The sequence below is a fragment of the Fibrobacter sp. UWP2 genome (assembly GCF_900141705.1).
Classification (GTDB): Bacteria; Fibrobacterota; Fibrobacteria; order Fibrobacterales; family Fibrobacteraceae; genus Fibrobacter.
This window is the reverse complement of record NZ_FQYM01000012.1, coordinates 11,217-35,043: the sequence shown is the minus strand read 5'-3', so window position 1 is coordinate 35,043 and position 23,827 is coordinate 11,217. Positions and strand designations below refer to the sequence as shown.

19 protein-coding genes are annotated in these 23,827 nt (G+C 54.0%); 13 read left to right on the top strand and 6 right to left on the bottom strand.

The window, feature by feature from the left end:
• Nucleotides 1–15: 15 nt before the first annotated feature.
• Nucleotides 16–1,023, bottom strand: coding sequence for a DsrE/DsrF/DrsH-like family protein (locus BUB55_RS07490; protein ID WP_073189602.1), 1,008 nt, complete (start codon nucleotides 1,021–1,023; stop codon nucleotides 16–18).
• Between the two features lie 256 nt (nucleotides 1,024–1,279).
• On the opposite strand from BUB55_RS07490, the gene BUB55_RS07485 reads away from it, so the two are divergent.
• The 9 genes from BUB55_RS07485 (at nucleotide 1,280) to BUB55_RS07445 (ending at nucleotide 9,125) form a co-directional block, all read left to right on the top strand.
• Nucleotides 1,280–1,525 carry a sulfurtransferase TusA family protein gene (locus tag BUB55_RS07485; RefSeq protein ID WP_073189600.1) on the top strand — a complete coding sequence of 82 codons (246 nt, stop codon included), beginning with the start codon at nucleotides 1,280–1,282 and terminating at the stop codon, nucleotides 1,523–1,525.
• Nucleotides 1,526–1,539: 14 nt separating this feature from the next.
• Nucleotides 1,540–1,746, top strand: coding sequence for a sulfur carrier protein ThiS (gene thiS / locus BUB55_RS07480; RefSeq protein ID WP_073189598.1), 207 nt, complete (start codon nucleotides 1,540–1,542; stop codon nucleotides 1,744–1,746).
• Nucleotides 1,746–2,555: a HesA/MoeB/ThiF family protein gene (locus BUB55_RS07475; RefSeq protein WP_073115777.1), complete on the top strand. Its 810-nt coding sequence runs from the start codon at nucleotides 1,746–1,748 to the stop codon at nucleotides 2,553–2,555. Before thiS ends, BUB55_RS07475 begins: the two co-directional genes overlap by 1 nt.
• Before the next feature lie 9 nt (nucleotides 2,556–2,564).
• Nucleotides 2,565–2,975, top strand: a complete 411-nt coding sequence (locus tag BUB55_RS07470; RefSeq protein ID WP_073189596.1) for a M67 family metallopeptidase — start codon at nucleotides 2,565–2,567, stop codon at nucleotides 2,973–2,975.
• Nucleotides 2,976–3,155: 180 nt separating this feature from the next.
• Nucleotides 3,156–4,910, top strand: coding sequence for an adenylyl-sulfate reductase subunit alpha (locus BUB55_RS07465; protein WP_073189663.1), 1,755 nt, complete (start codon nucleotides 3,156–3,158; stop codon nucleotides 4,908–4,910).
• Nucleotides 4,900–5,226: a 4Fe-4S dicluster domain-containing protein gene (locus BUB55_RS07460; RefSeq protein ID WP_073189594.1), complete on the top strand. Its 327-nt coding sequence runs from the start codon at nucleotides 4,900–4,902 to the stop codon at nucleotides 5,224–5,226. The genes BUB55_RS07465 and BUB55_RS07460 overlap by 11 nt, the downstream gene beginning before the upstream one ends.
• A 10-nt stretch (nucleotides 5,227–5,236) precedes the next feature.
• Entirely contained in the window at nucleotides 5,237–6,136 is a 900-nt protein-coding gene (gene cysD / locus BUB55_RS07455; RefSeq protein ID WP_073189592.1) for a sulfate adenylyltransferase subunit CysD, read from the top strand.
• Nucleotides 6,136–7,821 (top strand): sulfate adenylyltransferase subunit 1, encoded by a 1,686-nt coding sequence (locus BUB55_RS07450; RefSeq protein ID WP_073189590.1) that lies wholly within the window; start codon nucleotides 6,136–6,138, stop codon nucleotides 7,819–7,821. The genes cysD and BUB55_RS07450 overlap by 1 nt, the downstream gene beginning before the upstream one ends.
• A 146-nt stretch (nucleotides 7,822–7,967) precedes the next feature.
• The gene (locus BUB55_RS07445) at nucleotides 7,968–9,125 is read left to right on the top strand and encodes a hypothetical protein (protein ID WP_234971848.1); all 1,158 of its coding nucleotides are present in this window, start codon (nucleotides 7,968–7,970) and stop codon (nucleotides 9,123–9,125) included.
• Between the two features lie 147 nt (nucleotides 9,126–9,272).
• Here the strand turns inward: BUB55_RS07445 and BUB55_RS07440 are convergent, their stop codons facing one another.
• Nucleotides 9,273–10,214, bottom strand: coding sequence for an aldolase catalytic domain-containing protein (locus tag BUB55_RS07440; protein WP_073189659.1), 942 nt, complete (start codon nucleotides 10,212–10,214; stop codon nucleotides 9,273–9,275).
• Nucleotides 10,215–10,600: 386 nt separating this feature from the next.
• Here BUB55_RS07440 and BUB55_RS07435 point away from each other — a divergent pair, with 386 nt between their 5' ends.
• The 3 genes from BUB55_RS07435 (at nucleotide 10,601) to BUB55_RS07425 (ending at nucleotide 16,932) form a co-directional block, all read left to right on the top strand.
• Entirely contained in the window at nucleotides 10,601–12,667 is a 2,067-nt protein-coding gene (locus BUB55_RS07435; RefSeq protein WP_073189588.1) for a glycoside hydrolase family 9 protein, read from the top strand.
• Between the two features lie 154 nt (nucleotides 12,668–12,821).
• Entirely contained in the window at nucleotides 12,822–14,747 is a 1,926-nt protein-coding gene (locus BUB55_RS07430) for a M6 family metalloprotease domain-containing protein (protein ID WP_083596926.1), read from the top strand.
• Between the two features lie 136 nt (nucleotides 14,748–14,883).
• Nucleotides 14,884–16,932, top strand: coding sequence for a M6 family metalloprotease domain-containing protein (locus BUB55_RS07425; RefSeq protein ID WP_073189585.1), 2,049 nt, complete (start codon nucleotides 14,884–14,886; stop codon nucleotides 16,930–16,932).
• Nucleotides 16,933–16,994: 62 nt separating this feature from the next.
• Here the strand turns inward: BUB55_RS07425 and BUB55_RS07420 are convergent, their stop codons facing one another.
• Nucleotides 16,995–17,846 (bottom strand): TIGR02147 family protein, encoded by an 852-nt coding sequence (locus BUB55_RS07420; protein WP_073189583.1) that lies wholly within the window; start codon nucleotides 17,844–17,846, stop codon nucleotides 16,995–16,997.
• A gap of 187 nt (nucleotides 17,847–18,033) precedes the next feature.
• On the opposite strand from BUB55_RS07420, the gene BUB55_RS07415 reads away from it, so the two are divergent.
• Entirely contained in the window at nucleotides 18,034–20,337 is a 2,304-nt protein-coding gene (locus tag BUB55_RS07415; protein ID WP_073189581.1) for an Ig-like domain-containing protein, read from the top strand.
• A 27-nt stretch (nucleotides 20,338–20,364) separates the two neighbouring features.
• Here BUB55_RS07415 and BUB55_RS07410 read toward each other — a convergent pair whose 3' ends face one another.
• Genes BUB55_RS07410 through BUB55_RS07400 form a run of 3 tightly spaced genes read right to left on the bottom strand, consistent with a single transcriptional unit; the run spans nucleotide 20,365 to nucleotide 23,796 of the window.
• A complete protein-coding gene (locus BUB55_RS07410) occupies nucleotides 20,365–20,856 on the bottom strand; it encodes a hypothetical protein (RefSeq protein WP_073189579.1) in 492 nt (163 codons plus the stop codon).
• Nucleotides 20,856–21,377 (bottom strand): hypoxanthine phosphoribosyltransferase, encoded by a 522-nt coding sequence (hpt, locus tag BUB55_RS07405; RefSeq protein WP_073189578.1) that lies wholly within the window; start codon nucleotides 21,375–21,377, stop codon nucleotides 20,856–20,858. Before hpt ends, BUB55_RS07410 begins: the two co-directional genes overlap by 1 nt.
• Nucleotides 21,370–23,796 (bottom strand): DUF3536 domain-containing protein, encoded by a 2,427-nt coding sequence (locus BUB55_RS07400; protein WP_073189576.1) that lies wholly within the window; start codon nucleotides 23,794–23,796, stop codon nucleotides 21,370–21,372. The genes hpt and BUB55_RS07400 overlap by 8 nt, the downstream gene beginning before the upstream one ends.
• Between the last annotated feature and the right edge of the window lie 31 nt (nucleotides 23,797–23,827).

The window sequence follows — 23,827 nt, the reverse complement described above, 5'->3', positions numbered from 1 at the left end:
GCATAAAGGTTGAGCCTAGATAAAGTATGTCAAGTCGGACTTTTCGGCGGAGCCTAGCATCGTCGCGACTCCACCGAGTTCCACGCCGTCAATCAACTCTTCCGCAGCGATGCCCATGAGTTCCATCGACATCTGGCAGGCGACAAACTTCACGCCCTTCTGCCTTGCGCTTTCAATCAGTTCTTCCAGCGAAGAGACTCCGTTCTGCTTCATCACGGCTCGAATCATCTTTGCGCCGATACCGCCAAAGTTCATGCGCGAAAGCCCGAGTTTCTTGGAGCCGCGGGGCATCATGAACCCGAACATTTTTCCGATGAACGATTTCTTGACGCGGACCTTTTCGGGCCTGCGCAAAATGCTTACTCCCCAGAAGGTAAAAAACATCGTGACCGGGCGGCCCATCGCAGCGGCACCATTCGCCATGATGAACGAGGCAATGGCCTTGTCCAAATCGCCGCTGAAAACGACGAATGTCTTGCCGTGCTCAAAATCCCTTTTTTCAAGAGACTGGGGCGCATCGCGCTTTACGATGGTCGCATAAATAATGCCGTCTTTTTCGGCAAGCGATTTCAACTCGTTGCCGGTACGCTGGCACCAGACATCCACATCCGAGAAGAACGCCTTCTCGGTCGCTTCCACCTGGACTTCTTCGCCGACGGACACGCTTTTGACCGCTTCGTCCACCTTCACGATGGGGCCCGGGCACTTGAGGCCCCTGGCATCCACGAAATGCACTTTCGGGACAGCTTCAAGCCCGCCTTCCACATTGTATACGTCATAATCGCGGTCGGCGAGGATTTCAGCAACCTCTTCGGAGCGGTCCCCCGTGGAGCAGAACACGTAAACGGGTTTGTCTTTCGGGATGTTGTCTATCTTCTTGGACAGTTCAAAGAACGGAACCTGCAACGCACCATTTACAGGGCGTACGATGGCTTCGCTCGGCTCGCGAACATCGAGTAAGGTTGAATTCTTAGTATCGATTTTATAAAAATCTTTTGCCGGATAAATTTTGACTTCGGACATGGTCGCACCTTTTCGGTCTTATAGCTTAATCGACTAAAGATAGAACCTCGCGCGCCCAGTTCCTAATACATTTTTTTGATAACGAATTATCGGTTCTTCCGATAGCTTCTTTAAAGGCACAAGATTATTTATACAAGCCCTGCAACTTGTTATAGAAAAAACTGATAATTCAGCATAAAAACAATGTATTGGACGCACGCAAGAACGCGTTCTATATTTGGGCCAGATTAAAACAACAATGTACGGAGAAACAACAATGGCAGAAATAAAAATTGATGATACCATCGACATTACCGATGTCGTGTGCCCGACTACTTTCGTGAAGGCGAAGGTCGCCCTCGAGGAACTGGAAGAAGGCCAAATCCTTTCTATTCGCCTGAACGACGGCGAACCGGTGCAGAACGTGCCGCGCAGCATCAAGGAAGAGGGACACGAAATCTTGAAACTTGACGACAACCAGGATGGCTCCTTCACGCTTATCGTGAAGAAGGTCGGCGACTAACCAAGGAGTGTAAAATGTTTATTACAGTTGCAGGAAACAAGAAAGAATACAAGGACGGCCTCACCGTCGCAGAACTGATTGAAGCTGAGAAGATTGACAACCCGCTTTACGTGACGGTTTCCGTGAACGAGGAATTTGTCGAAGGCGGAACGTTTGACAAGGCCGTGCTCAAGGACGGTGACAGCGTCGAGTTCCTCTACTTCATGGGAGGCGGCTGCTAATGGCATTTACTAACGAACAGTTGGAGCGCTATTCCCGTCACATCATCTTGAAAGAGGTGGGTGCGAAGGGCCAGAAGAAGCTCCTGAACGCAAAAGTTCTCGTGATTGGCGCGGGTGGCCTCGGGGCTCCTGTGGCCATGTACCTTGCCGCCGCAGGCGTGGGCACCATCGGCATTGCCGATGCCGACGTGGTCGACCTTTCCAATCTGCAGCGCCAGATCATTCACGCTACGGCCGATGTGGGCAAGCCCAAGGTGCAATCCGCGAAAGAGACGATGGAAGCGATGAACCCCGATGTGAAGGTGATTACTTACCACACCTTCGTGACGAGCGAAAACATCCTCGACCTCATCAAGGATTACGATTTCATCATCGACGGCACGGACAATTTCCCGGCGAAGTTCCTCATTAACGACGCTTGCGTGATGGCGAAAAAGCCCTTCTCCCATGCGGGAATCATCCGCTTCCAGGGCCAGCTCATGACGTATGTTCCGGGCCAGGGCCCCTGCTACCGCTGCGTGTTCAAGGAACCGCCTCCGAAAGATGCCGTGCCGACCTGCAAGCAGGCGGGCGTGATTGGCGCTATGGGCGGCGTTATCGGTAGTCTGCAGGCGATGGAAGCCGTCAAGTACATTCTCGGCGTGGGCAATTTGCTCACGGGCTACTTGCTCACCTACAATGCGCTCACAATGGAATTTCGCAAGGTGAAACTTCCGACGCATACCGAAGACTGCGCTGTTTGCGGCACGCACCCGACCATCACGCAGCTCATCGACTACGAGCAGGCGGTTTGCGACTTGAAACACTAGGCGGTGCGAATGATCACAATCTCAAAAGACAACTACGAAAAAATCCTCGCGCACGCCCAAAAGAACCTCCCCGAAGAGGCCTGCGGGCTGATTGCGGGGCGCATCGAAGGTGGCGACAAGCATATCGAGAAGGTCTATCTGCTTACGAATATCGACCATTCGAACGAGCATTTTTCGCTGGATCCCAAGGAACAGCTTGCCGCCATCAAGGACATGCGTGCAAACGGCCTCTCGCCGCTGGGCAACTGGCATTCCCATCCGGAATCCCCTTCGCGCCCGTCGGAAGAAGACAAGCGTCTTGCCTACGATAGCAGGGCGAGCTACTTGATTCTTTCGCTCATGGACCGCGAACATCCGGTGCTCAATTCCTTCCACATCGAGGGCGATACCGCCACGAACGAAGGCCTCGTGGTCGAATAAAGTTCCGTACAATCGGGTGCCCCTGGTTTCTAAGAAGTCCTGATTCCGGGGGCACCTTCGGTATGGAATTTTTTTGAAAGCTATAGTAAAAACCTATAAAACACCATAAAAAGATAGTATTGGACGCGGCTCAAGCCGCGTTCTATATTTGGCGGCACAAAGCATTTGTACGGAGGTGCTGTGAAGATAGAACGGATCAAGACGGACTTGTTGGTCATAGGCGGCGGTACTGCCGGCTGTTATGCGGCCATTGCTGCTTCTAAAGCCGGCATCAAGATACTTGTCGTCGAGAAGGCGAATATCAAGCGGAGCGGCTGCCTGGCTGCCGGCGTAAACGCGCTGAACGCCTACATTACCGAAGGCCGCACGCCCAGGGATTACGTGGAATACGCGAAGAAGGATGCCGACGGGATCGTCCGCGAGGATCTGCTCTATTCCATCTCCGAGAAGTTCAACGAGGTCACCGCGCATTTGGAAAATCTCGGCCTTGTCATCTTGAAAGACAAGGACGGCAAGTATGTGACGCGCGGGAACCGCAACATCAAAATCAACGGCGAGAACATCAAGCCGATTTTGGCGGCGGCTGTCGCGAAGGCCCCGAACGTTCAGGTGCTGAACCACGTGAACATTTTTGATTTTTCCGTTCACGATAACAAGATTGACGGTGCGTTCGGTTTCGGGATAGAGAACGATACCTTCTACGCCATTGAGGCGGGTGCGGTGATTGTCGCGACGGGCGGTGCCGCCGGGCTTTACCGCCCGAACAATCCGGGATTTTCGCGGCACAAGATGTGGTACCCGCCGTTCAATACGGGTGCGGGTTACGCCATGGGAATCCGTCACGGCGCCGAGATGACCACGTTCGAAATGCGGTTCATAGCGCTCCGTTGCAAGGACACGATTGCCCCGACGGGGACGCTCGCGCAGGGCGTTGGCGCCAAGCAGGTGAATTCCCTCGGAGAAGTTTACGAGACCAAGTACGGGATTTCTACTTCGGAACGTGTTTACGGCACGGTGGCCGAAAATCTGGAAGGTCGCGGGCCGTGCTACTTGCGCACCGTTGGGATTACGCCCGAGCAGGAAGAATCGCTTTTGAAGGCGTACCTGAACATGGCGCCGTCGCAGACGATTCGCTGGATTGAAAACGACACGCCGTCGAAGGCGAATGTCGAAATTGAGGGTACGGAGCCTTACATCGTGGGCGGCCACACCGCAAGCGGTTACTGGGTCGATACCAAGCGCGCCACGACCATCGAAGGGCTTTACGCCGCGGGCGATGTTGCCGGTGGTGCTCCGCAGAAGTACGTGACGGGAGCGCTTGCCGAAGGCGAGATTGCGGCGAAGAGTGCCGTGGAGTATGTAAAGGGTTTGTCGGCCCTTCGGCTGATTCGACAAACTCATCAACCAGCTCAGGGATCTAGCGCGCCGGGCGCGAATCCGCTGGAAAAAATTTCGGAAGAGGAGGTTACAGAACATGTCGCAGAAATCGAGAAATTCCTCAGCAAGCGCGGCGGCAATACCGAAGAAGCCCGCAACGAATCTGTCGAGCACCTTGAAGAAGCAATGCAAGCAGTTATGGACACTTATGCAGGCGGCATCAAGACAGGCTATCGTTATAGCGAAAATCAGTTAGCGGTTGCTCTCAAGGAAATCGAGAAGATCGAGACCCGCGTGGGCGACTTGCGTGCCGCCGACCTGCAAGAGGTGATGTTTATCTACGAACTCAAGGAACGGCTGACGGTTTGCAAGAGCGTGATTGCGCACTTGGCCGCACGTCACGAAACCCGCTGGCACAGTTTTGCCGAGAACCTCGACTATCCCGAAAAAGACAACGTCAACTTCCGCAAGTACGTGAATTCCCGTCTCGAAAACGGTGAAATCAAAATCATCCTGCGCGAACTCACCGCAGAAGGGCAAAGGAACTATGAGCATTAGCATTGATCAAAGCAAGTGCATCGGTTGCGGGCGCTGCCACGACGTTTGCCCCGGCACGTTAATCAAGATAAACGAAAATAAAAAAGCGTTTATCAAGTACCCCAAGGACTGCTGGGGTTGTACCTCGTGCATCAAGGAATGCCCCGTTCACGCCATCAGTTTCTTTCTCGGCGAAGACATCGGCGGCAAGGGCTGCAAGGTGCATACCGAAAAAGTCAAGGGCGAAAAGAACGATATCGTGCGCTGGTTTTTTGAACTGAACGACGGAAGCGTCAAGACTATCGATATCGACCCCAAGGAATCTAACAAATACTAGGAGTTTCACAGTGAGCGAATTTTCACACCTCGACGAGCTGGAAGCCGAAGCCATCTACATCATCCGCGAAGTCGCTGCTGAATGCGAAAAGCCCGTGATGCTGTACTCGATAGGCAAGGACAGTTCCGTCATGTTGCATTTGGCCATGAAGGCCTTTTACCCCGAAAAGCCGCCTTTCCCGTTCTTGCACGTGAACACCACGTGGAAGTTCCGCGAGATGATCGAGTTCCGCGACCGCACGGCGCAAAAGCTCGGCATCGAGATGCTGGAATACATCAACCAGGACGGCGTCAAGCAAGGCATCAACCCGTTTGACCACGGGGCGGCATACACCGACATCATGAAGACGCAGGCCCTGAAGCAGGCCTTGAACAAGTACGGCTTTACCGCTGCATTTGGCGGCGGTCGCCGCGACGAAGAAAAGTCCCGCGCGAAGGAGAGAATTTTCTCGTTCCGCAATTCTGCGCACGCCTGGGACCCGAAAAACCAGCGCCCCGAAATGTGGAAGCTTTACAACACCAAGATTAACAAGGGCGAGAGCATCCGCGTTTTCCCGATTTCGAACTGGACCGAAAAGGACATCTGGCAGTACATCAAGCGCGAAAAGATTGACATTGTCCCGCTGTACTTTGCGGCCCCGCGCCCGGTCGTGGTGCGTGACGGCAACATCATCATGGTGGACGACGAACGCTTCCCGCTGCGGGAAGGCGAGACGCCCGAAATCAAGTCGGTGCGTTTCCGCACGCTCGGCTGCTACCCGCTCACGGGCGGCATTGAATCGACCGCCACGACGCTTGACGAAATCATTGACGAAACATTGAGCGCAGTATCCTCGGAGCGCACATCCCGCGTGATTGACAACGAAGCCGCGGGCAGCATGGAACGCCGCAAGAGGGAGGGATATTTCTAATGAAAGGTTTGTTGAAGTTTATTACATGCGGCTCGGTGGACGACGGAAAATCTACACTCATCGGGCATATCCTTTACGATTCTAAGTTGCTTTACGCTGACCAGGAAAAGGCTTTGGAACTCGACAGCAAGGTGGGTAGTCGCAGCGGAAAGATCGACTATTCGCTTTTGCTCGACGGCCTGATGGCGGAACGCGAGCAGGGCATTACCATCGACGTGGCGTATCGCTATTTCACGACGGACCGTCGCAGTTTTATTGTGGCAGATACGCCGGGGCACGAGGAATATACCCGCAACATGGCCGTAGGTGCATCATTTGCGGACCTCTCCGTGATTCTCGTGGATGCCTCGCAGGGTGTTCTGGTGCAGACCCGCCGTCACGCCCGCATCTGCAAGCTTATGGGCATTCGCTATTTCGTGTTTGCCGTGAACAAGATGGATCTTGTGGGCTACAGCCAAGAACGTTTCGAAGAAATCCTGAAGCAAATCAATGAACTGAGCGCAGAACTTTCGCTCCACAGCGTTTATGTGATTCCGCTTTCGGCCACCGAGGGCGACAACGTGACCGTGAAATCCAAGAACATCGCATGGTACCAGGGCAAGGCCCTCTTGGATTACCTTGAAACCATCGACATCGATGATGCGCAAACCGAAGCGGGCTTTTACCTGCCCGTGCAGCGTGTGAGCCGCCCGGATCGCACTTTCCGCGGATTCCAGGGGCAAATCGAAGCGGGCGCAATTCGCGTGGGCGATACGGTTACAAGCCTCCCGAGCAACGAGAAGGCGGCTGTCAAGGGAATTCTGCGCGGCGACAAGAATGTGGAAGAGGCTCACGTCGGTGAACCCGTGACCATTTCGCTGGACCGCGAAGTGGATGTTTCCAGAGGTTGCGTGCTCGCCAAGGACACCGACATCGGAAGCTACAAGAAGATTAAGGCTTCGCTCCTGTGGATGGACGACGAACCGCTTTCACTCGGGAAAGACTACCTCGTGAAACTCGGAACGAAAATCATTCCCGACACTCTTACAAAAATCGATTATGCGATTGATGTGAACACGGGTGCGCATCAAGCGACGGAATCGCTGAACAAGAATGGCATCGCTTCCGTTGAAATCGTATTTGCCGAAGCCATTGTCGTGGACCTCTTTGAAAAGCACAAGACCTTGGGCGAGCTCATTCTCATTGACCGCGTGACCCATGCGACATCGGCATGTGGCGTCGTGGAAGGTCTTTTCGAAAGACAGGTTGCTGCAGGTGAGAAGGCTGAATTCGTGCAGGGCGAACGCCACGGTCGTGGAGAAATCTTCGAAGAGTTCTTCTACGATACGGCGACACTCTCTGTGGTGAAGCAACAGCCCGTCAAGCAGCACTACACCGTGGGTGACGAAATCCCGACAGTGGGGGAGAGCTACCGCTATCCCGACGATTTCGACATCATCATCTTGCGCGACAGCACCGCCGTCAAAGTGCGCGGCAAGCGCATCGCCGAAATCACAGAAGTAGCCAAATATCTTTACGATGGATTCCCGGTCATCAACGGACGTGGCTTTGAAATCAAGGTTTGCTCCGATGAAGACGTGTCGCAACTCCTCCGGGAATACACCGAAGCGGGCGAAGTTGGCCGCGAAGCGTTCTTTAAAAAGTGGACAGTTTTTGACACCTACCGGAAAGTTGTGATAAAGTAAAATATAAGGTCCCCTAGCGGGGACCTTTTTTATAGCAAAAACCGATAACTCCGCATAAAATTAAAGTATTGGACAAGTTAAAAAACGGCTTCTATATTTGAGCGCACAAAAAAACAAAACAATAACCATAACCAAGGAGTTTAAGAATGAATCAGAATTTTGCAAAGCTCGCCGCCGCTGCGGTCATTACAACTTCCCTTTTCGCCTCCAACGTTTTCGCCCAGGATGCTGCCCCTGCAGCAGAAGCACCTGTGGCCGCTGCCCCCGCGGCTGAAGCCCCTGTGGCCGCTGCCCCCGCGGCTGAAGCCCCGAAGGCCGAAGCTGCCGCGCCCGAAAAAGCGAAAGAGGAACCCGCTTTCAAACTCACCGGAAACGTGCAGGCACAGGCCATCAAGGCCGTTTACGATAACGATGCCGACAACACGCTCGACAATTCCTTCTTGCGTGCAAACATCGGCGGAAAGTACACTTCCGGCGATTTCGAGGCGGTAATCAACATTCGTATCTTCTCTCCGGCCTTTGGCAACAAGGTCAAGGACGGTGACGGCAAGAACTTCAGCTTCGACAAGATCAGCGCCGATACTTACTACGCCAAGTACAAGTGGAATACTGGTTTCGGCGATTTCAGTGCTCAATTCGGTCGCTTCCGTACGGACTGGACCGTTGCCGGTAACTTCGGTACATACGTGGACGTGCACCTGAACAAGCGCGGATTCCTTGCCCGCGATTACCAGCACGACGCCATTTCCTTTGGCCTCGAAACGGGTCCGTCCCTCTTCAACTTCTTGGTGGGTACGTATGATTCCAAGTTTAATACTGGTTACATCCGTGCCGAGGAAACCCTCAAGTTTGGAAGTGCCAAGGTGGGTGCTGCTTATCGCGTGAATGCGTTGGATCCCATCCAGCACCCCGCCGAGGTGACGCATCGTGCTGCCGGCCGTGCGAGCTACTACTTTACCGAAAAGCTTGGCCTGTATGGCGAAGTCGCTTACATTCACACGGGTGACGACGAAAACCTTTCCAGTGAAGGTTCTGTAAAGCCGGAGTATGCACAAGGAACCGATTACGTGCCGTTCTTCGTTGGTGTTGAAGTTCCGACGGGTGGCATTTTTGATAACCTGTACGCGGAACTGGAATATGTTAGCGACCGCGACGAACTTGAAGCCGATGCCGATGAAATCGCCTGGACGGCAAGTCTTATCAAGAAGTTCGGTAAGCGTACCAAGATTCAGTTCAGTGCTTACAGTGAACAAAAGGTATCTGATGTCGCTCTTGCCGTGCGCCTGACGTCGACCATCAAATAAAAAACGGTGTTTTTCACCTCTAAAAAACCGGAAGCGTCATGGAATGATCCATGGCGCTTTTTTGTATAGTTGTTTGTAGCGGCATCATTACATTTGCTCTTTGAACTGGGCCTTCTCATGGCAAAAAAGTAATTTGACCGCTATCCGCTAATCGTTTACCATCTTCTCGTAGAACTTGCGGTACATGTCCTTCTCGTCGGTCTTGCGGACGGCGATGGCGTCTTGCGGGTGACGGTTCAGCATGCCCGTGATCATCTGCGGGATGATGTAGCCCCATTCGTACTTTTCCTTGAGCGGGAGGAAGAGTTCCTGGATGGCGTCGAGAACCGGGCGCAAATCGTATTTGGGGTTCTTGAGGAAGCTGAGCAAAAGTTCGGTGGTGCAGTTGCCTGCGCCGCGGCCCATGCCGGATACGGAACCGTCGAGGTAGTCCACGTGGTCGATGATTGCCTGGATGGTGTTGGAGAAGGCGAGCTGCTGGTTGTTGTGACCGTGGAAGCCGAACTTCTTGTTCTTCACGATGCTCCTGTAGCGCGTGATTTCCTTGTCGATGTCTTCCTGGTAGAAGGCACCGAAGCTATCGACGAGGTACAGGATGTCTGCCTTGCATTCTTCGTTCACCTGGTGGAGCGCTTCGTCAAGTTCCGGACCGCGGTCGCGGCTCACGGCCATAATGTTGAGAGTTGTCTCGTAGCCCATGTCGTGGAAGGCGTTCACCATGCTGATGCCTTTGTCGATGTTTTTGACGTAGCTTGCCACACGGAACATCTGGTAGGGGCTTTCGGAAGCTGGCTTCACGGCGTCCATGTTCACGCGGCCCACGTCGGCCATCACGGCCATCTTCATCTTGGAATCGATGCCGTCCTTCACTTTCCAAAGGAGGTCGTCGTCGCAGAACTTCCACGGACCGTATTCCTTGGGGTCAAAAAGTTCGGGGCTGTTCTTGTAGCCCATTTCCATGTAGTCGATGCCGGCCGCGGTGAGGAGGGTGTAAAGGCGGCGGACGAACTCGAGGGAGAAGTCGTGCTTGTTGACGAGACCGCCGTCGCGGATGGTGCAGTCCAGGACCTTGATGCTTTCGTAGTACATGGTTTTAAACCTCTGTTTGAAATTGTTGCCTGCCAAATGTAGGTCATTGAGGCACTTTGTGCAACGGATTTTTTCTAATGGAGAGAAAAATAGGTTGTTTTTACGCAAAATATGCGTTAAATATGAAAAACTAGCCTAAATTTGTCAAAATTTTGGGTTGGTTGTTGCCCTCGGTTTTGGGCAACCTGTCCCCGAACGGTCCAGGGAACGGACAGGTCGTAGGGGAGAGCGGGCGGAACTGAATGCCAAATCCGATGAACTTCCGACAAATCTACGCAAAATTTGCGTTAATTAAAATAATGGGAAAAAGAATTTTTTTTGACGAGAGTCACGGGATTTCAATTTTTTGATCGCATAGTTTATTTAAAAACTAGATTTAAAACACTATGACCCATTACTCTCTTTTGACCATTCCCGCGGCCCTTGCCTTTACTTCTATGGCAACGGCGGCCAGCTTCTATTACAACAATGTTGGATACGATACCGGTAAACCGGTGACGATTATCGTCGAAAGCACCGACGACTTGGCTGGCACACAATTTACCATATCCAACGGCTCCACCGGGACGTTTTATCAAGGCTCCGACCCGGACAAATGGCTTTCTGGTCGTTCCAAATCAGGCAAGTATTACGTGGCCAATTTAGGATCCAACCTCCCCGCGGGCACCTACAGCATTTCTTTTAACGGAAACAAATCCCCGGAGATCACCGTCGCCGAGAATGCTCTCGCCGAAAAGACCTTGAAAATGGTCATGGACTATTTCTACAAGGACCGTGCAAGCAATTCCACAATTATGGGTTGGGATAGCAAGGTTTCCGTTTACGGATCTTCTGGCGTCACACGCGATGTGCGCGGTGGTTGGTACGACGCCAGCGGTGATGTGAGCAAGTACCTAAGCCATCTTTCTTATGCGAATTACCTGAACCCGCAGCAGATTCCCTTGACGGTGTGGGCGCTCGCCTTTGCTGCCAATCGCATCCCTAAAATGTTGAGTAACCACAAGGGTTCCGCGACAGCCGCCGAAGAAGCCCTCTACGGTGCAGACTTCCTTTTGCGCATGCTCGATGACCAGGGGTTCTTCTACATGACGGTCTTTGACAACTGGGGCATGGGGAGCCGCTATCTTTGCGCGTTCAGCACCGGCGACGGCATAAAGAGTGCGGATTACCAGACAGCCTTCCGCGAAGGCGGTGGCATGGCAATAGCCGCTCTCGCCAGAGCCTCTACCCTCGGCGCCACCGGCGAATTTACTAGCATCCAGTATTTGGAAGGTGCCAAGAAGGCGTATGCCCATCTTTCCGAAAAGCAGAGCATTGGCGGATCTTGCGCCTATTGCGACGACGGCAAAGAAAACATCATCGACGACTACACGGCACTTTTGGCGGCGACGGAACTTTATGCAGCGACAGGGGAAAACACATACTTGCTCGATGCTGATAAACGCGCTAAAAGCCTTGTTGGACGCTTGAGTAAAGACGGATACTTCTGGAGCGACGATGCCAAGACGCGCCCCTTCTGGCACGCCAGTGACGCGGGGCTTCCGCTGATTGCGCTTATCCGCTATGCCGAAGTTGGAATAGAAGCTTGTGTCGGAGGTAGCTGCAATGGCACTCATGTGAACGATGCCATTGAACAACACTTCAAGTGGCTTATCTCTGTCACGAACAATGGAGAAAACCCCTTCGGTTACGCCCGCCAAACCTACAAGACCGGTGGAAGCATCAAGGACGGTTTCTTTATCCCCCACGACAACGAGAGCAACTACTGGTGGCAGGGCGAAGACGCCCGTATCGCAAGTCTTGCGGCTGCGGCAACGTACGCATCCCGTGCTCTTGGCTTAAAAGATTATGAAGGTGCCGACAAGTATGCGACCGACCAGCTGGACTGGATTTTAGGAAAGAACCCCTATGGCGTCTGCATGATGAACGGTTTCCCGGGAACAAAAGTCCCCGCAGAATATGACGGCCAGTCCAATTACGACGCCACGTTGCCTGGCGGCATTGCAAACGGCATTACCGGCAGGAACAAGGATGGTTCGGGTATCGCTTGGGACGATGACGGCGTTACTGCGGTGGGATTCCCTTACGACGAGCCTTGGAACAACTGGCGCTGGATTGAGCAGTGGATTCCCCATAGCACTTGGTACCTGATGGCCCTTGCCACTCGCTATGACGAAAAAATCGTCAAACTCGACTCTGGAACCCCCATTCCCGAAAAGAAAATTTCTGTTGCCAAGGGCTTTGACGTGAAACTGCTGGGCCGCACGCTCTCGGTCAATGTGCCTGGTGCACGCACCGGCGCAAGCATCGGGCTTTACACGCTGAATGGATCAAGGGTCGCCGTGAGCCCGTTGAACGCAGGCCGGGCGACGCTCAATCTGGATTACATCCAGAGCGGAATCTATATGGTCAAGGTCGAAGGTCTTGGCGCGCAAAAAGTGATTGTTCACTAGACGAGTTTTTGAGGCGTTTTGTTCCAAAACGCCTTTTTTTTATTTCTTTGCGACTTTTTGGCGCTTGTTCGTCACTAAGAAAAAGAAAAAAAACATTCTTTTGCTGAATTTTAGGTTATTTTAGTCTCTAAGGGGTTGGAGTTGGGGTATTTGTATGAATTGTTTGAAAACTACACTGGGGTTGGTGGCAGTTGCCGTAGGCATGCTGGCGCTTGAATCCTTTGCGAGGCCCGCCTTCCCGGGATTAATTGAATCTAAACAGCCGGATGGTTCCGTAATACGGATCCGCCATGTGGGCAATGAGTATGCCCATTTTACGGTCACCGAGGACTCGTTGCTTATCGCCCGTGACTCTGCGGGCTATTGGAGCTACGCCGACGAAACGGGTAAGCCTACGAAGGTGCGTGCCCATGCCAAGGATAAGCGCCAAAAGCTCGAGACCGATTTTTTGACTGGCCGTGATTCCAAAAAGATTTTGGAACGCCACAAGGCTTTAAAAAAGCCCCGTCCCGCCTCTTCGAGTTCCAGGTCGGTTTTAATGCGCCCGGGGGACGAGAGTTCGTCTAGCGCCGCGGGGGTCTATGCCGCCGTTGCCCAACCCAAGTATACCAGGTCCCTGACGACCGGCGATATCCACGGCCTTGTGGTTATGGTGGAATTCTCGGACGTTCATTTTATGAACGAGAATTCGCAAGATCTGTATGACCGCTTTATGAACGAGCAAGGTTTTTCGGACTATGCCAACGTGGGTAGCGTGAGGGATTACTTTATCCAGAATTCCGACAGCGTTTTTAGGCCGTCATTCGATGTGGTGGGACCGGTACGCGTCAGCGGTACGCGCGACTATTACGGCAACATGGCGACGGAAGCGGACATGTCTGTGGGGGCGAGGGCCGCTTTGGACGAGGCGTTGAATACGGTCATTGGCTGGGGCACGATCGATTTTTCGAAGTACGACAATGACGGCGATGGCAATGTAGACTTTGTGTACATGATTTATGCGGGCGTCGGGGCGGCGGACTCCGATGTGAAATCTGCGATTTGGCCGCATGCCTCTTATTTGCGAAAAAAGGTGGCAACGGGCATGTACGTGTACAAATATGCCTGCTCCAACGAAATCAGCGGAACGGCTTTCGCGTACAACAACTCCACGAAGTCCATTGATGGAATCGGCGCCTTTACGCACGAGTTCAGCCACGTGCTTGGGCTGATGGATACCTACGACATTTATTACAGCGACGCCAACTACTTTACCCCCGGCACCTGGGACTTGATGGACGCAGGGACCTATAATTGCCCGACCAACCGTTATTACGTGTACAGTTGTTCGCCTCCGTACTTGAATGCCTTTGAGCGATACTCTTTGGGTTGGCAGGTCCCGCGAACATTGTCGGAATCGGACGAGGAGCAGGAACTGTTCGATGTTACCCAGAACGACGGCCTAGTGCTTCCCAGTAAAAATCCGAATGAGTATTACTTTTTGGATTACCGCATGCAAAAGGGCTTTGATGCCGGACTCCCGATGCACGGGATGCTCGTTTGGCACATTACTTACGACAAGACGGCGTGGAGCAAGAACGAGTTGAACGTGTCGGACCTCCAGCGTGTGGACTTGATCGAGGCCGATGGCAAGGGAAACCAGCCGTCGCGCTGGGGCTATAAGCAAGGAACGTACGAGGGGGATCCGTTCCCCGGTAACGAAAGAAAGACTTCTATCAATAACTTTGCCTTGTGGAGCGGAGATAGCCTTGGCGTGAGTTTGTCTGAAATCACCGAGACCGACTCGTCGGTAAAGTTCAAGATCGCCTACAGCAGCGGCAGTCTTGTGTTCCTGAGTTCCTCGAGCGAAGCCATGAGCTCGTCCAGCGAAGTGCTTTACAGCTCCAATTCGGTCGTGGAGAGTTCCAGCTCGGTTGGACTCGAGTCCAGTTCCAGTGCCGAGGAACCTTCGACTTCTAGTAGCGAATCGTTTGATCTTGTACGCAAGAACATTTACGGGGAGCCGGAACTCAACGTGCTTTCGCGCGAGCGCTTCTACGATTTGAAGGGCCGCCGTGTTTCTGCGCCCAAGAATCACTAGGGTATGTAACCCGCGTGTAAAAAACACGTTTTTTACACGTTAATTCGTTGGGGGCTGCTCTCAATAAAGTGCGTTGATATATTTTCATCTTGAGGTAATGGAAATGAATCGACACATTATAGTTGGTTTTATTTGTTTGGTTTTTTGTGCGGGGGCGTTTGCCCGCCCCGCAAATCCCTTCTTGATTCTAAAACAGCAGCCGGATGGCAGCGTAGTCTCGGTCTTTGAACACGGGGACGAAAACTACCATTATGAGACGACTTCCGATGGTTACCTGGTTTTGAAGGACGAGGACGGTTTTAGGAAGTTTGCCGACGAGAATGCGGAACCTTCGGAATTTAAGGCGGAGAATGTGGATGCCCGTTCCGTAAAGGCGACGGCGTTCTTGAAATCCAAGAATCTTTACAAGATGCTCGCTAGGCATCGCGAAAAGCATCCAGATGCTTACCCCGACCAGCAAAAGCGCCTTATGGAAGGGTTCAGGTTGAACCACAAGGTGCCTGCGCAGGAGTCTTCGGTGCCCGTGATGTACCGCCCCGAACCGTTCACCTTTACCAAGGGGGAAGTCCGATTCCCCGTTTTTTTGGTGACCTCGAACGACGGCACCGATGAGCGCACCTTCTCGGATGCCGAGGTCGCTGCTTACAACGACCAGTGCAACAAGGAAGGCTATTCCGAGGACTCCCATTACGGCAGCATTCGTGACTACTTCAAGGTATCGTCGAATAATATCTTTAGGCCGACGTTCGACATGGTCCCCGTGAAGGTTAATGTCAATATGGCATCGGCGGGCTCCGATGAGGGTTCTTTTGTGAAGGCGGTTGTCAAGGCGGGCGCTGCCGCCATAGGCGACGCCAACCTCAACAAATACGACGCCGATGGCGACAAGGTGATAGACGGTTTTGGCATTGTGATGGCCGGGCCCGAAAAAAATACGGGTATGTGGGGGCACATGTACTGGTACTCGGTCTATGACAGGTATACCAAGTACAACGGCTACCAGTTCGAACGGTATTTTTTGATTGCGCAGCTGGCGGACGAGGGCGCGAACAATGGCATTGGCGTCATGACCCATGAATTTAGCCACGTGCTTGGGCTGCCCGATTTTTATTCGAGCTACGAGAATGAATGGGTCCCTGGGCCAACGCCGTACGATGTAATGACCCAGGGTATGTACAACGGTTATAGTTACAGTACGAGGGGACAGGGGCGTCAGCCTCCCAAGTACAGCGCCTTTGAGAGGGAATCCATGGGTTGGATGAAAATCGAGGAGCTTAAGGAATCGGACGACGTTTATGTTTTGCCGAACATCGATGCGAACAAGGCGTACTCCATTACCAACCCCTCGAATCAGGATGAATTCTATGTGATCGAGTATCGCCCCGGCATTGGCTGGGACTCCAAAATCTCGGGCACCGACTTTGACAACAAAAGCGCCGAGACCGGCGTGTACGTTTGGTATGTCAATTACACCAGTGATGCCTGGGACTACTTCCCCAACAAGGGCGATGCTCGGCGTTACACGCTTGCGGCGACGCTCGTTGGCAGCGGAAGCAATTCGGGTACAAAGCAGTTCAGCGCCTCGAATCCGCCGCGCAGGACCATGGCCACCTTCTCGAGCCGCTACAACGTGTACAACATGCTAAAGTCCGGCAATGACCGGGTTTGCTTCTCCACAAAGCAGTCGGTGGGCGTGAACAGCTGCCCGGAACTGGCGAGCAGCAGTAGCGTTGCCCCAGTGAGCAGTAGCAGTGCAAGTGTCGTGAGCTCCAGCAGCTGGGCGGTGGCAAGTTCCAGCAGTACTAGTGTGTGGAGAAGTTCCAGTAGTGTGCAGCCGGTGAGCAGCGTGGCCGAACTTTCGAGCAGTTCCCGCATGGTCTGGTGGCCGATTTCCTCCAGCAGTTCCTCGATGGAGGGGGGCTCCTCGACGACCGCGATTTTGGAAGTCTCGCTGAATGCGGCGTGTTCGCTGGACCTCGATGGGCGTGTGCTCAATGTGCGAGCCCCGAGCGCTGGGGCAAAGATGCTTCGCGTGTTCGACTTGCAAGGCAACGAATTGACCCGTTACGGCTTTGACGGGGCGGAAGGACGGTTCGACCTTTCGGGCCTGGGCAGTGGCGCCCGCGTGGTGCGCGTGACCGTCGGCAGGGTGCTACTTAAAGTCCAGCGCATTGTTCTGAAGTAGTTTTTTTAGAAGTGCTAAAAGGCCTCCGTGTGGAGGCCTTTTGCTTTTTGGTTTTTAGGGAATTACTTTTTACCGCCCACTTGGAACAGGGCGAATTGCATTTGGAACACCTTGTCGGCGCCCTCGTCCTCTTCGGCGATGAGGGCGATTTCTTTGCGGAAAGCGTTGATGCGTTCCACGATGCGCTCGTAGCCTTCTTGGCTAATGCCGAGGGTGAGCCCCGAAATGTGGCGCTTGCCAGGAGGGTCGCGGTCGATGGCGTCGGCGGCGAGCTTTAGGCAATGCTGGTGGAAGCCGCGCAGGGCGAGTTTTGAGGTGCGGTCGCCGGTGGTGATGGCGCTCTCGGTGAGCATGTACTTGCCGCTGGCGTCCTTTTTGATCAGCTGGCATTCCTCAAGCAGTCGCACGGATTGCTTGGCCTCTTCGGTGGTGACCTTCGGGTGCACCTGCTTGGCGAGGGCGTCGTAGTCGCCGTCAAAGCCGTACATGCCGATGAGGCTCCTGATGGTGAGGTGGCGCCAGTGCGAATAGACCATGTACTGACAATGCCCCAGCAAGTGCTGCTTCTCGGCGAAGCGGACGACCTTGAGGACTGCCTGCATTTCTTCAAAGGCGGCGTTGCGGTCTTCCATGGTCTCGGCCTGGTTGAACCTGACCAGCGCCATAAAGAATTCCGTTTCGTGCTTGCTCAGCTTGAGCCCGCTTGCCACCTTGGGAATGCTTTGGTCCGAAAGGTTCTTTTCGCCGTTCATCACGCGACTAATGAAGTCCTTGGCCTTGAAACCGATTTTGTCGGAGAATACGCGCAACGAAAAAGCCGGATTGGCGGCCTTTTTTTGGGCATAGTAGTCCTTGAGAAATTCCCGGTAGTCCAGGTACTCAAAGACTTTTTTTTGCGTCGGTTTCTCGCTCATACCTTTAAATTTAGGTAAAGCCAAAATAAAAGCGGTGCAGTGCCCTGTGTTTTGTGTTGTCCATGAACAACGGTAAAATAGGGTTGAACAAGAAAATAGTGGCGAAAAGGGCTCTTTGAGGCTAGATTTTTAGCAAATCAGACGAATAATGGCAATTTTGCCCCGTTGTCTGTAAAAAGGTGGATTTATGAAGTTAAGTGATATGGGTAAATGGGTGGCCGGCGCGTCTTTGGTGTGCGCGTTCGGTATAGGCAATGCGGCTGTGTCGCCATCGGAAGTGGTTTCGCTCCCTACGGATGCAAGCTATGGTGGCGGGGATAAGGTTGGTTCGCAGCTCATTGCCGCCACCTATAATGCGGGAAAAGGCCCCGGCGTTTGGATTGTGGCCGATGGCGGCTATCGCCTTTACGTGAATGGCGAGCTGTTGGCGGAGGACAACCAGGCGGGCCGGGTGCGCTTTGTCCCGTTCACCTTTCTCCCGGGAGAGAACGCTGTTTCTGTTGTTGGAGTGAATGGAAACGGCGCTCCCGGTGTCTTGGTGCAAATCGATGACTTGGACAAGTCGTATTACAGCGGTTCCGGCTGGAAGTCGAAACCGGTGGTTTCGAACGCCTCGTGGAAAAACAAAGGCCGCGATTTGAGCCAATGGGGAGGCGCGACGACGCTGAACTATGCAAATACGGCCATGCCGAGTGGTGGCAGCCTGAACGGCTTTGCAAGCGGGACGGAGTCCAAGTGGATTTGGACCGCGAGCGAAGAGGATCCGGTCGCTGTACTGCTTTTCACCTTTTATGTGAAGGCCGAGGGCTTTGGCGCTTCTACGACTGGCGGCGATGCAGGAAACATCGTCATCGCGAGCGATTCGGCGAGCATCCGCAAGTACCTGCAGAGTAACGATGCGGTGACAATCCTTGTGCCCGAAGGTACTTACGACTTCAGGCAGATGCGCAACGCCGTGACCGAGGCGAACAAGCAAGGACGAACCTGGTGCCGCACGACCTGCAGCGAGACGAACCGTGTGACGGGCAAGACGAACAAGTTCTACCGCATCGCATTCGAGCAGAATAGTTGCGCAAGTCTCGGGGAATCCGGACTCGAAATCGTGAAGGAATCGGACAATCTGCAGGCGTGGAGCAACTGGATTACCACCAAACCCAACAAGAGCCTCGTGGGTATGGGCCGTGGTGCGAATCTGCGCGGTGCTTCTATCGTGGTGCGTAGTTATGAAGGGTCCGGAAACCACATCTATCGCAACCTCGCCATTTACGACGTAAACCCGCACTTGATCGAAGGTGGCGATGGCCTCGAGACAGTGGGCTCCGCATCGAACCATGTGAAGGGTTTCTGGGCTGACCACATCAGTTACAAGTGGATCAGTGACGGCATGGACATGGAATTCGTGGACGACGCGACCATTAGCTACCTGGATTTCGACGGTGCGAACGAATACAACTGCTGGGGAACCGACCCCTACATGGCGCTTGTCGAAGATGCCCACCTGACTTATGCGAACAACTACTGGCACAATACCTACGGCCGTGTGCCGAAGGTGACCGGCGAAAGCAACGGCTCGCAGGTTCATCTGTACAACCAGTACGTGGATTACAACCGCTTCTTTATTGCGGGTGCAAACGGCCACAGCGCAAATGCGAAGGCCTACGTGCGCTACGAGAACAGCTACATTGACAACGGCCAGGGCTATTTGGCCGAATGGGGCGACAACGGCTATGTGTACTTTAGCGGAGTCACGTTCGGGAGCGGCACCAAGCAGCAGCATCGCTACAACGGTACGGTGACGCAGGGCGTTCCGAATGCGGCGACGTTCAACCCGAGTTACAGTTTCGAGAAGCGCACGGTGGCGAACCTCCCGAAGGAAATCCCGAGCCTCGTGGGCGTGGGTGGCCGTTACGGCAAGATGCCCGAATACAACCAGGCTTTCGGACAGAGCAACAAGGCGGCGACGGTCGCCATGACGACCCCTGCCGCGGGCAAGACTTTTGAAGCGGGCGAGATAGTGACGCTGACTGCAAACGCAAGCGATGCCGATGGCAGTGTTAAGAAGGTCGATTTTTATGTGGGCAATACCTTGGTGGGTTCCTCGACGGCAGCCCCGTATACGGTGAATGTGCCGGATTTGCCCGCCGGGACATACTCCGCCGTGGCGGTCGTGACCGACAACTCGGAACTCACATGGATGAGCGGCTTCGTGACGTTCGGCGTGCGCGCTTCCGAGGTCCTTTCGAGCAGTAGCAGCGTTGCGATGTCGAGTAGCAGCGAAGAAAGCAGCAGCGGCACCGGGGATCCGCAGGCTATACTGACAATGAACCGCTCGACCGAGGTGGAGGCGGGATTCTTCCGTATATTCGATATGCAGGGACGCGCGCTTTATGCGGGCACGGCAAAGCCTATAAACATGCCCGCCTCGCGAGTCATTGTCGTGGAATACACAAAGATTGGCGGCAAGGTGCTCCGCAAGTACATGGCGAAGTAGGCCGTGTCCGTTGGGTGGGGCAAATGGTTATTTCTTTTGCCCGTCTTCGGGGTCGAGCGTGGGGATGACCTTGTCGTCTTGGCAAAGGTCCTCTTCACGGATCTTGAACGTGAAGTCGACCAGGTTGTTCTCGAACATTTTTTGGTAGGGCTTTTTAGCCTGCACGCTTTGCAGGGCGCAGGTGCAGTAGTTGATTCGCTGCACCAGTTTTTTTTCGTTGCTCGGGGTTCCCTTGGCAAAAATGCACTCGTGCATGATGGCGTATTCCATAGGGCGGTCGTAACGGCCCTTGCACTTGTTCTTGAGGTCGGGCTGTGCTGCGATTTTTTCGATGACGCCCTCGGTAGGGACGTCGTTCATTACGCTGCAGGTGATAAAACCGCCAATAAAGAACAGAAGGCAGACTCCACCCTTGATGAGTAAGCGCTTGCCGCGGCCAATCTTGTTGTATTGGCGTTCGACGGCGGCGAACGTTTGGGTTGCATGGAGCCTTACGTCATCAAAATCGTTGTTTGCCATTATGCCTCCACCAGTGTCCAGATATCGGGCAGGGTTCGGTAGTCGTCGGCATAGTCCAGGCCATAGCCGACCACGAATTGGTTCTCTATGTTAAAACCTACAAAATTGGCGTGCATGTCGACTTCGTGACGGGACTCTTTGTTCAAAAGAACGCACGTTTTGAACTCCTTGGCGCCCAAATCGGCCAATTTTTTTGTGAGTTCGAACATGGTGCGGCCCGAGTCGAGGATGTCGTCGATAAGGAGCACTTTTTTGCCCCTGATGTCAATCTTGTCGAGCCCGGAGACTTTCAATGTGCCGCTGGATTCTGTGGAGGCTCCATAGCTTGCTGCCCTGATGAAGGCTACGCGCATCTTGGGCGTGGCAATGCGACGGCAAAGGTCCGCGGTAAAGGTGAAAGCACCGGTAAGGACCGAAACGACGCAGTCAAAATCATACGGTTTGATTTCGGCCGCGAGAGTCTCGAGGCGTTCGTCGATTTGCTTGGCAGAAAGGAGCGGGACCTCGGACAACTTATACATTCTCGACCTCAAAGTTGAGCCAGCTGAACATCGGCTTCAGGGCGGCAAACTTGCCTGTCGGGGACTTCTTGAATTCCCTGTAGAAGCCGAACACCTTGTTTTCGAGGGTCGTCTTGTCGATGTACAGTTGCAGCCAATCGGCGACGGTGATGAGGTCGGTAATGTATTTGACGGTAGATTCGTCGAGGTTCTTGGCGACGGTCTCGATGAGTGTCGAGAGCTTGCGGAAGAACATGCGGCCCGTGCCGCCAAAGCTCGGCTTGGTGTCGAGAGCGTTGGCTTCGTCGACAAGGTCCTTGATCTCTTTGACGAGGGCGTCGCTGGGCTCCTCGAGCAGCTTGAGCGCGGCATAGTGGATGCGGGCGTTCAGTTCGAGCGAGAGGATCTTGCGCATGGTATCGGGCAGCGTGTGGTCGGGGTCGGCCAGACTGTCGATGGAAATGCCGTGATTCAAGGCGAAATTCGAGAACGATTCCGTGAGATTGGTCAGGTGCTTTTGCGTGGAGAGCGTGTTGATGCGCTTGAGCGAATCGCTCATGAGGTCGCGCATGCGGACCACGTAGGCGGTGGGGAACAGGCGTTTGAGTTCTTCGGTGCCCATGTTCGGGTTCTCGACGAACTTGAGGCCGTTCTGCTCGATTTCTCCCATGGCGGCGACAATGTTGATGCGGCCGAGGGCATCGGTAATCACCAGGTTCGTGGTGACGCGCTTTTCGCCAATGAGGGAGTCCTCGTAGGAGGTGCGCACCAGGGTTTGACGGCGACGGCTCGAAATCTTGGTCGCGGTAATGCGGGAATCCTTGTCGAGGTAGCCGTCTTCCAATTCCAGGTGGAATATGGCGGCGCGTTCCGCCATCTCTTTGATGATCACAGGCACGTCGTCTTCGGCGTAGCGGGTGAATACCTCGGCGCCGTTCCACTTGTGTTCATTGCTGGTGGCGCGGGCGAGGATGCTCAGGATTTCGCTCTTGATGTTGTGGCCAAGCGGCAGGAACGGTTCCAGGAGTTCCATGGCACGCAGGGCGTAACGCATGTTCTGCACGGGCTCCAGACCCTCGATGTCGTTGAAGAACCAACCGCAGCTGGTGAAACTGAAAAGGCAGAACTTTTGGATGTCGAGCAGGCGGATTGCCTTGGCGCGGTCGTCGGTGTTCTCGGGATGGAGAAGGATCTTTTGGAGGAACTGGTCCACACGGGATTGGTCCTCGGGGGCGACCAAGGTCTCGACGTAAGCGTTGCGGGCGTCCCACGGGTTCATTGCCGAGATTCTTTCGAACTCGCGGACATAAACGTCGTCGGCGAGTTTTTTGAGGTGGTTGAAGGCGTCGCGCAGAGGTCCGCGCCATTTTTGGTTCCAGTCCGGACCACCGCCTGTTGAGCAACCGCAGTCCCTGTACCAGCGTCCTACACCGTGGGCGCAGCTCCAGGCGCAGCCTTCGCCGTGGAAATTCTTGAGGAGCACTTCGTGTTGCGGCGGGAATTTTTCGAGGAACCAACCATAGTTGACGGGGACCATGTTGTTCTCGGGGGCGTAACGGTTGTAGAGCCAGGCGGCGCACATGTCGCCAAATGGTTCGTGGTGTCCGTACGACTCGCCGTCAGTCCCGATGCTCACGAGTTGAGCTTCTTCGCGGTTTGCGTCCCAGGCGTCGGTGATGCGGCGCCCAAAAACGCCGGCGTCACGGAGCAGATGCTCGAAACCGACCGCCGAAGAGAGCCACGGGTTGTAAAAAAACACGTCCAGGTAGCCGTCACAAACAAGGTTACCTTCCTTGTCGCGCGGGTAAATGCGGTAGGGGCGAGTGGTGTCGATGTCGGTGTTGCTGCACCCGGTCCATTCTTCGTCGCCAAACTTGCGGAAACTGTCTGCCTGCGTGGGGGAGAGGATGGTGAATTTAATACCCGCCTTGATGAGTTCCACGACCGTCTCGAAGTTGATGGCCGTCTCGGCGAGCCACATGGCCTCGGGCATGCGGCCAAAGTGGAACTTGAAATCTTCGATGCCCCAGCGGATTTGTGTGCGTTTGTCTTGCGTGCTGGCGAGGGGCATGATGATGTGGTTGTAAACTTGAGCGATGGCGTTGCCGTGCCCGTTCAGGCGTTCGGCGCTGCGTTTGTCGGCCTCTTGAATGCGCTTGTAGGTGTCGGGCGTGTTGGTACGGATCCAACCCATGAGCGTCGGGCCCATGTTGAAACTCATGTAGTCGTAGTTGTTGACGATGTCGACAATTTTACCGTGCGGCGAAAGGATTCGGCTGGCGGAATTGGGGCTGTAGCACTCGCTGGCGATACGGTCGTTCCAGTCGTGGAAGGGGCGTGCGCTGGGCTGGTTCTCGATGACGCCAGTCCAGGGATTTTCACGCGGTGGCTGGTAGAAGTGACCGTGGATGGTAAAGTAAAGAGGGTGTTTTTCGCTCATATAAGAGCAATATAGAAATTAGCGAAAAAGG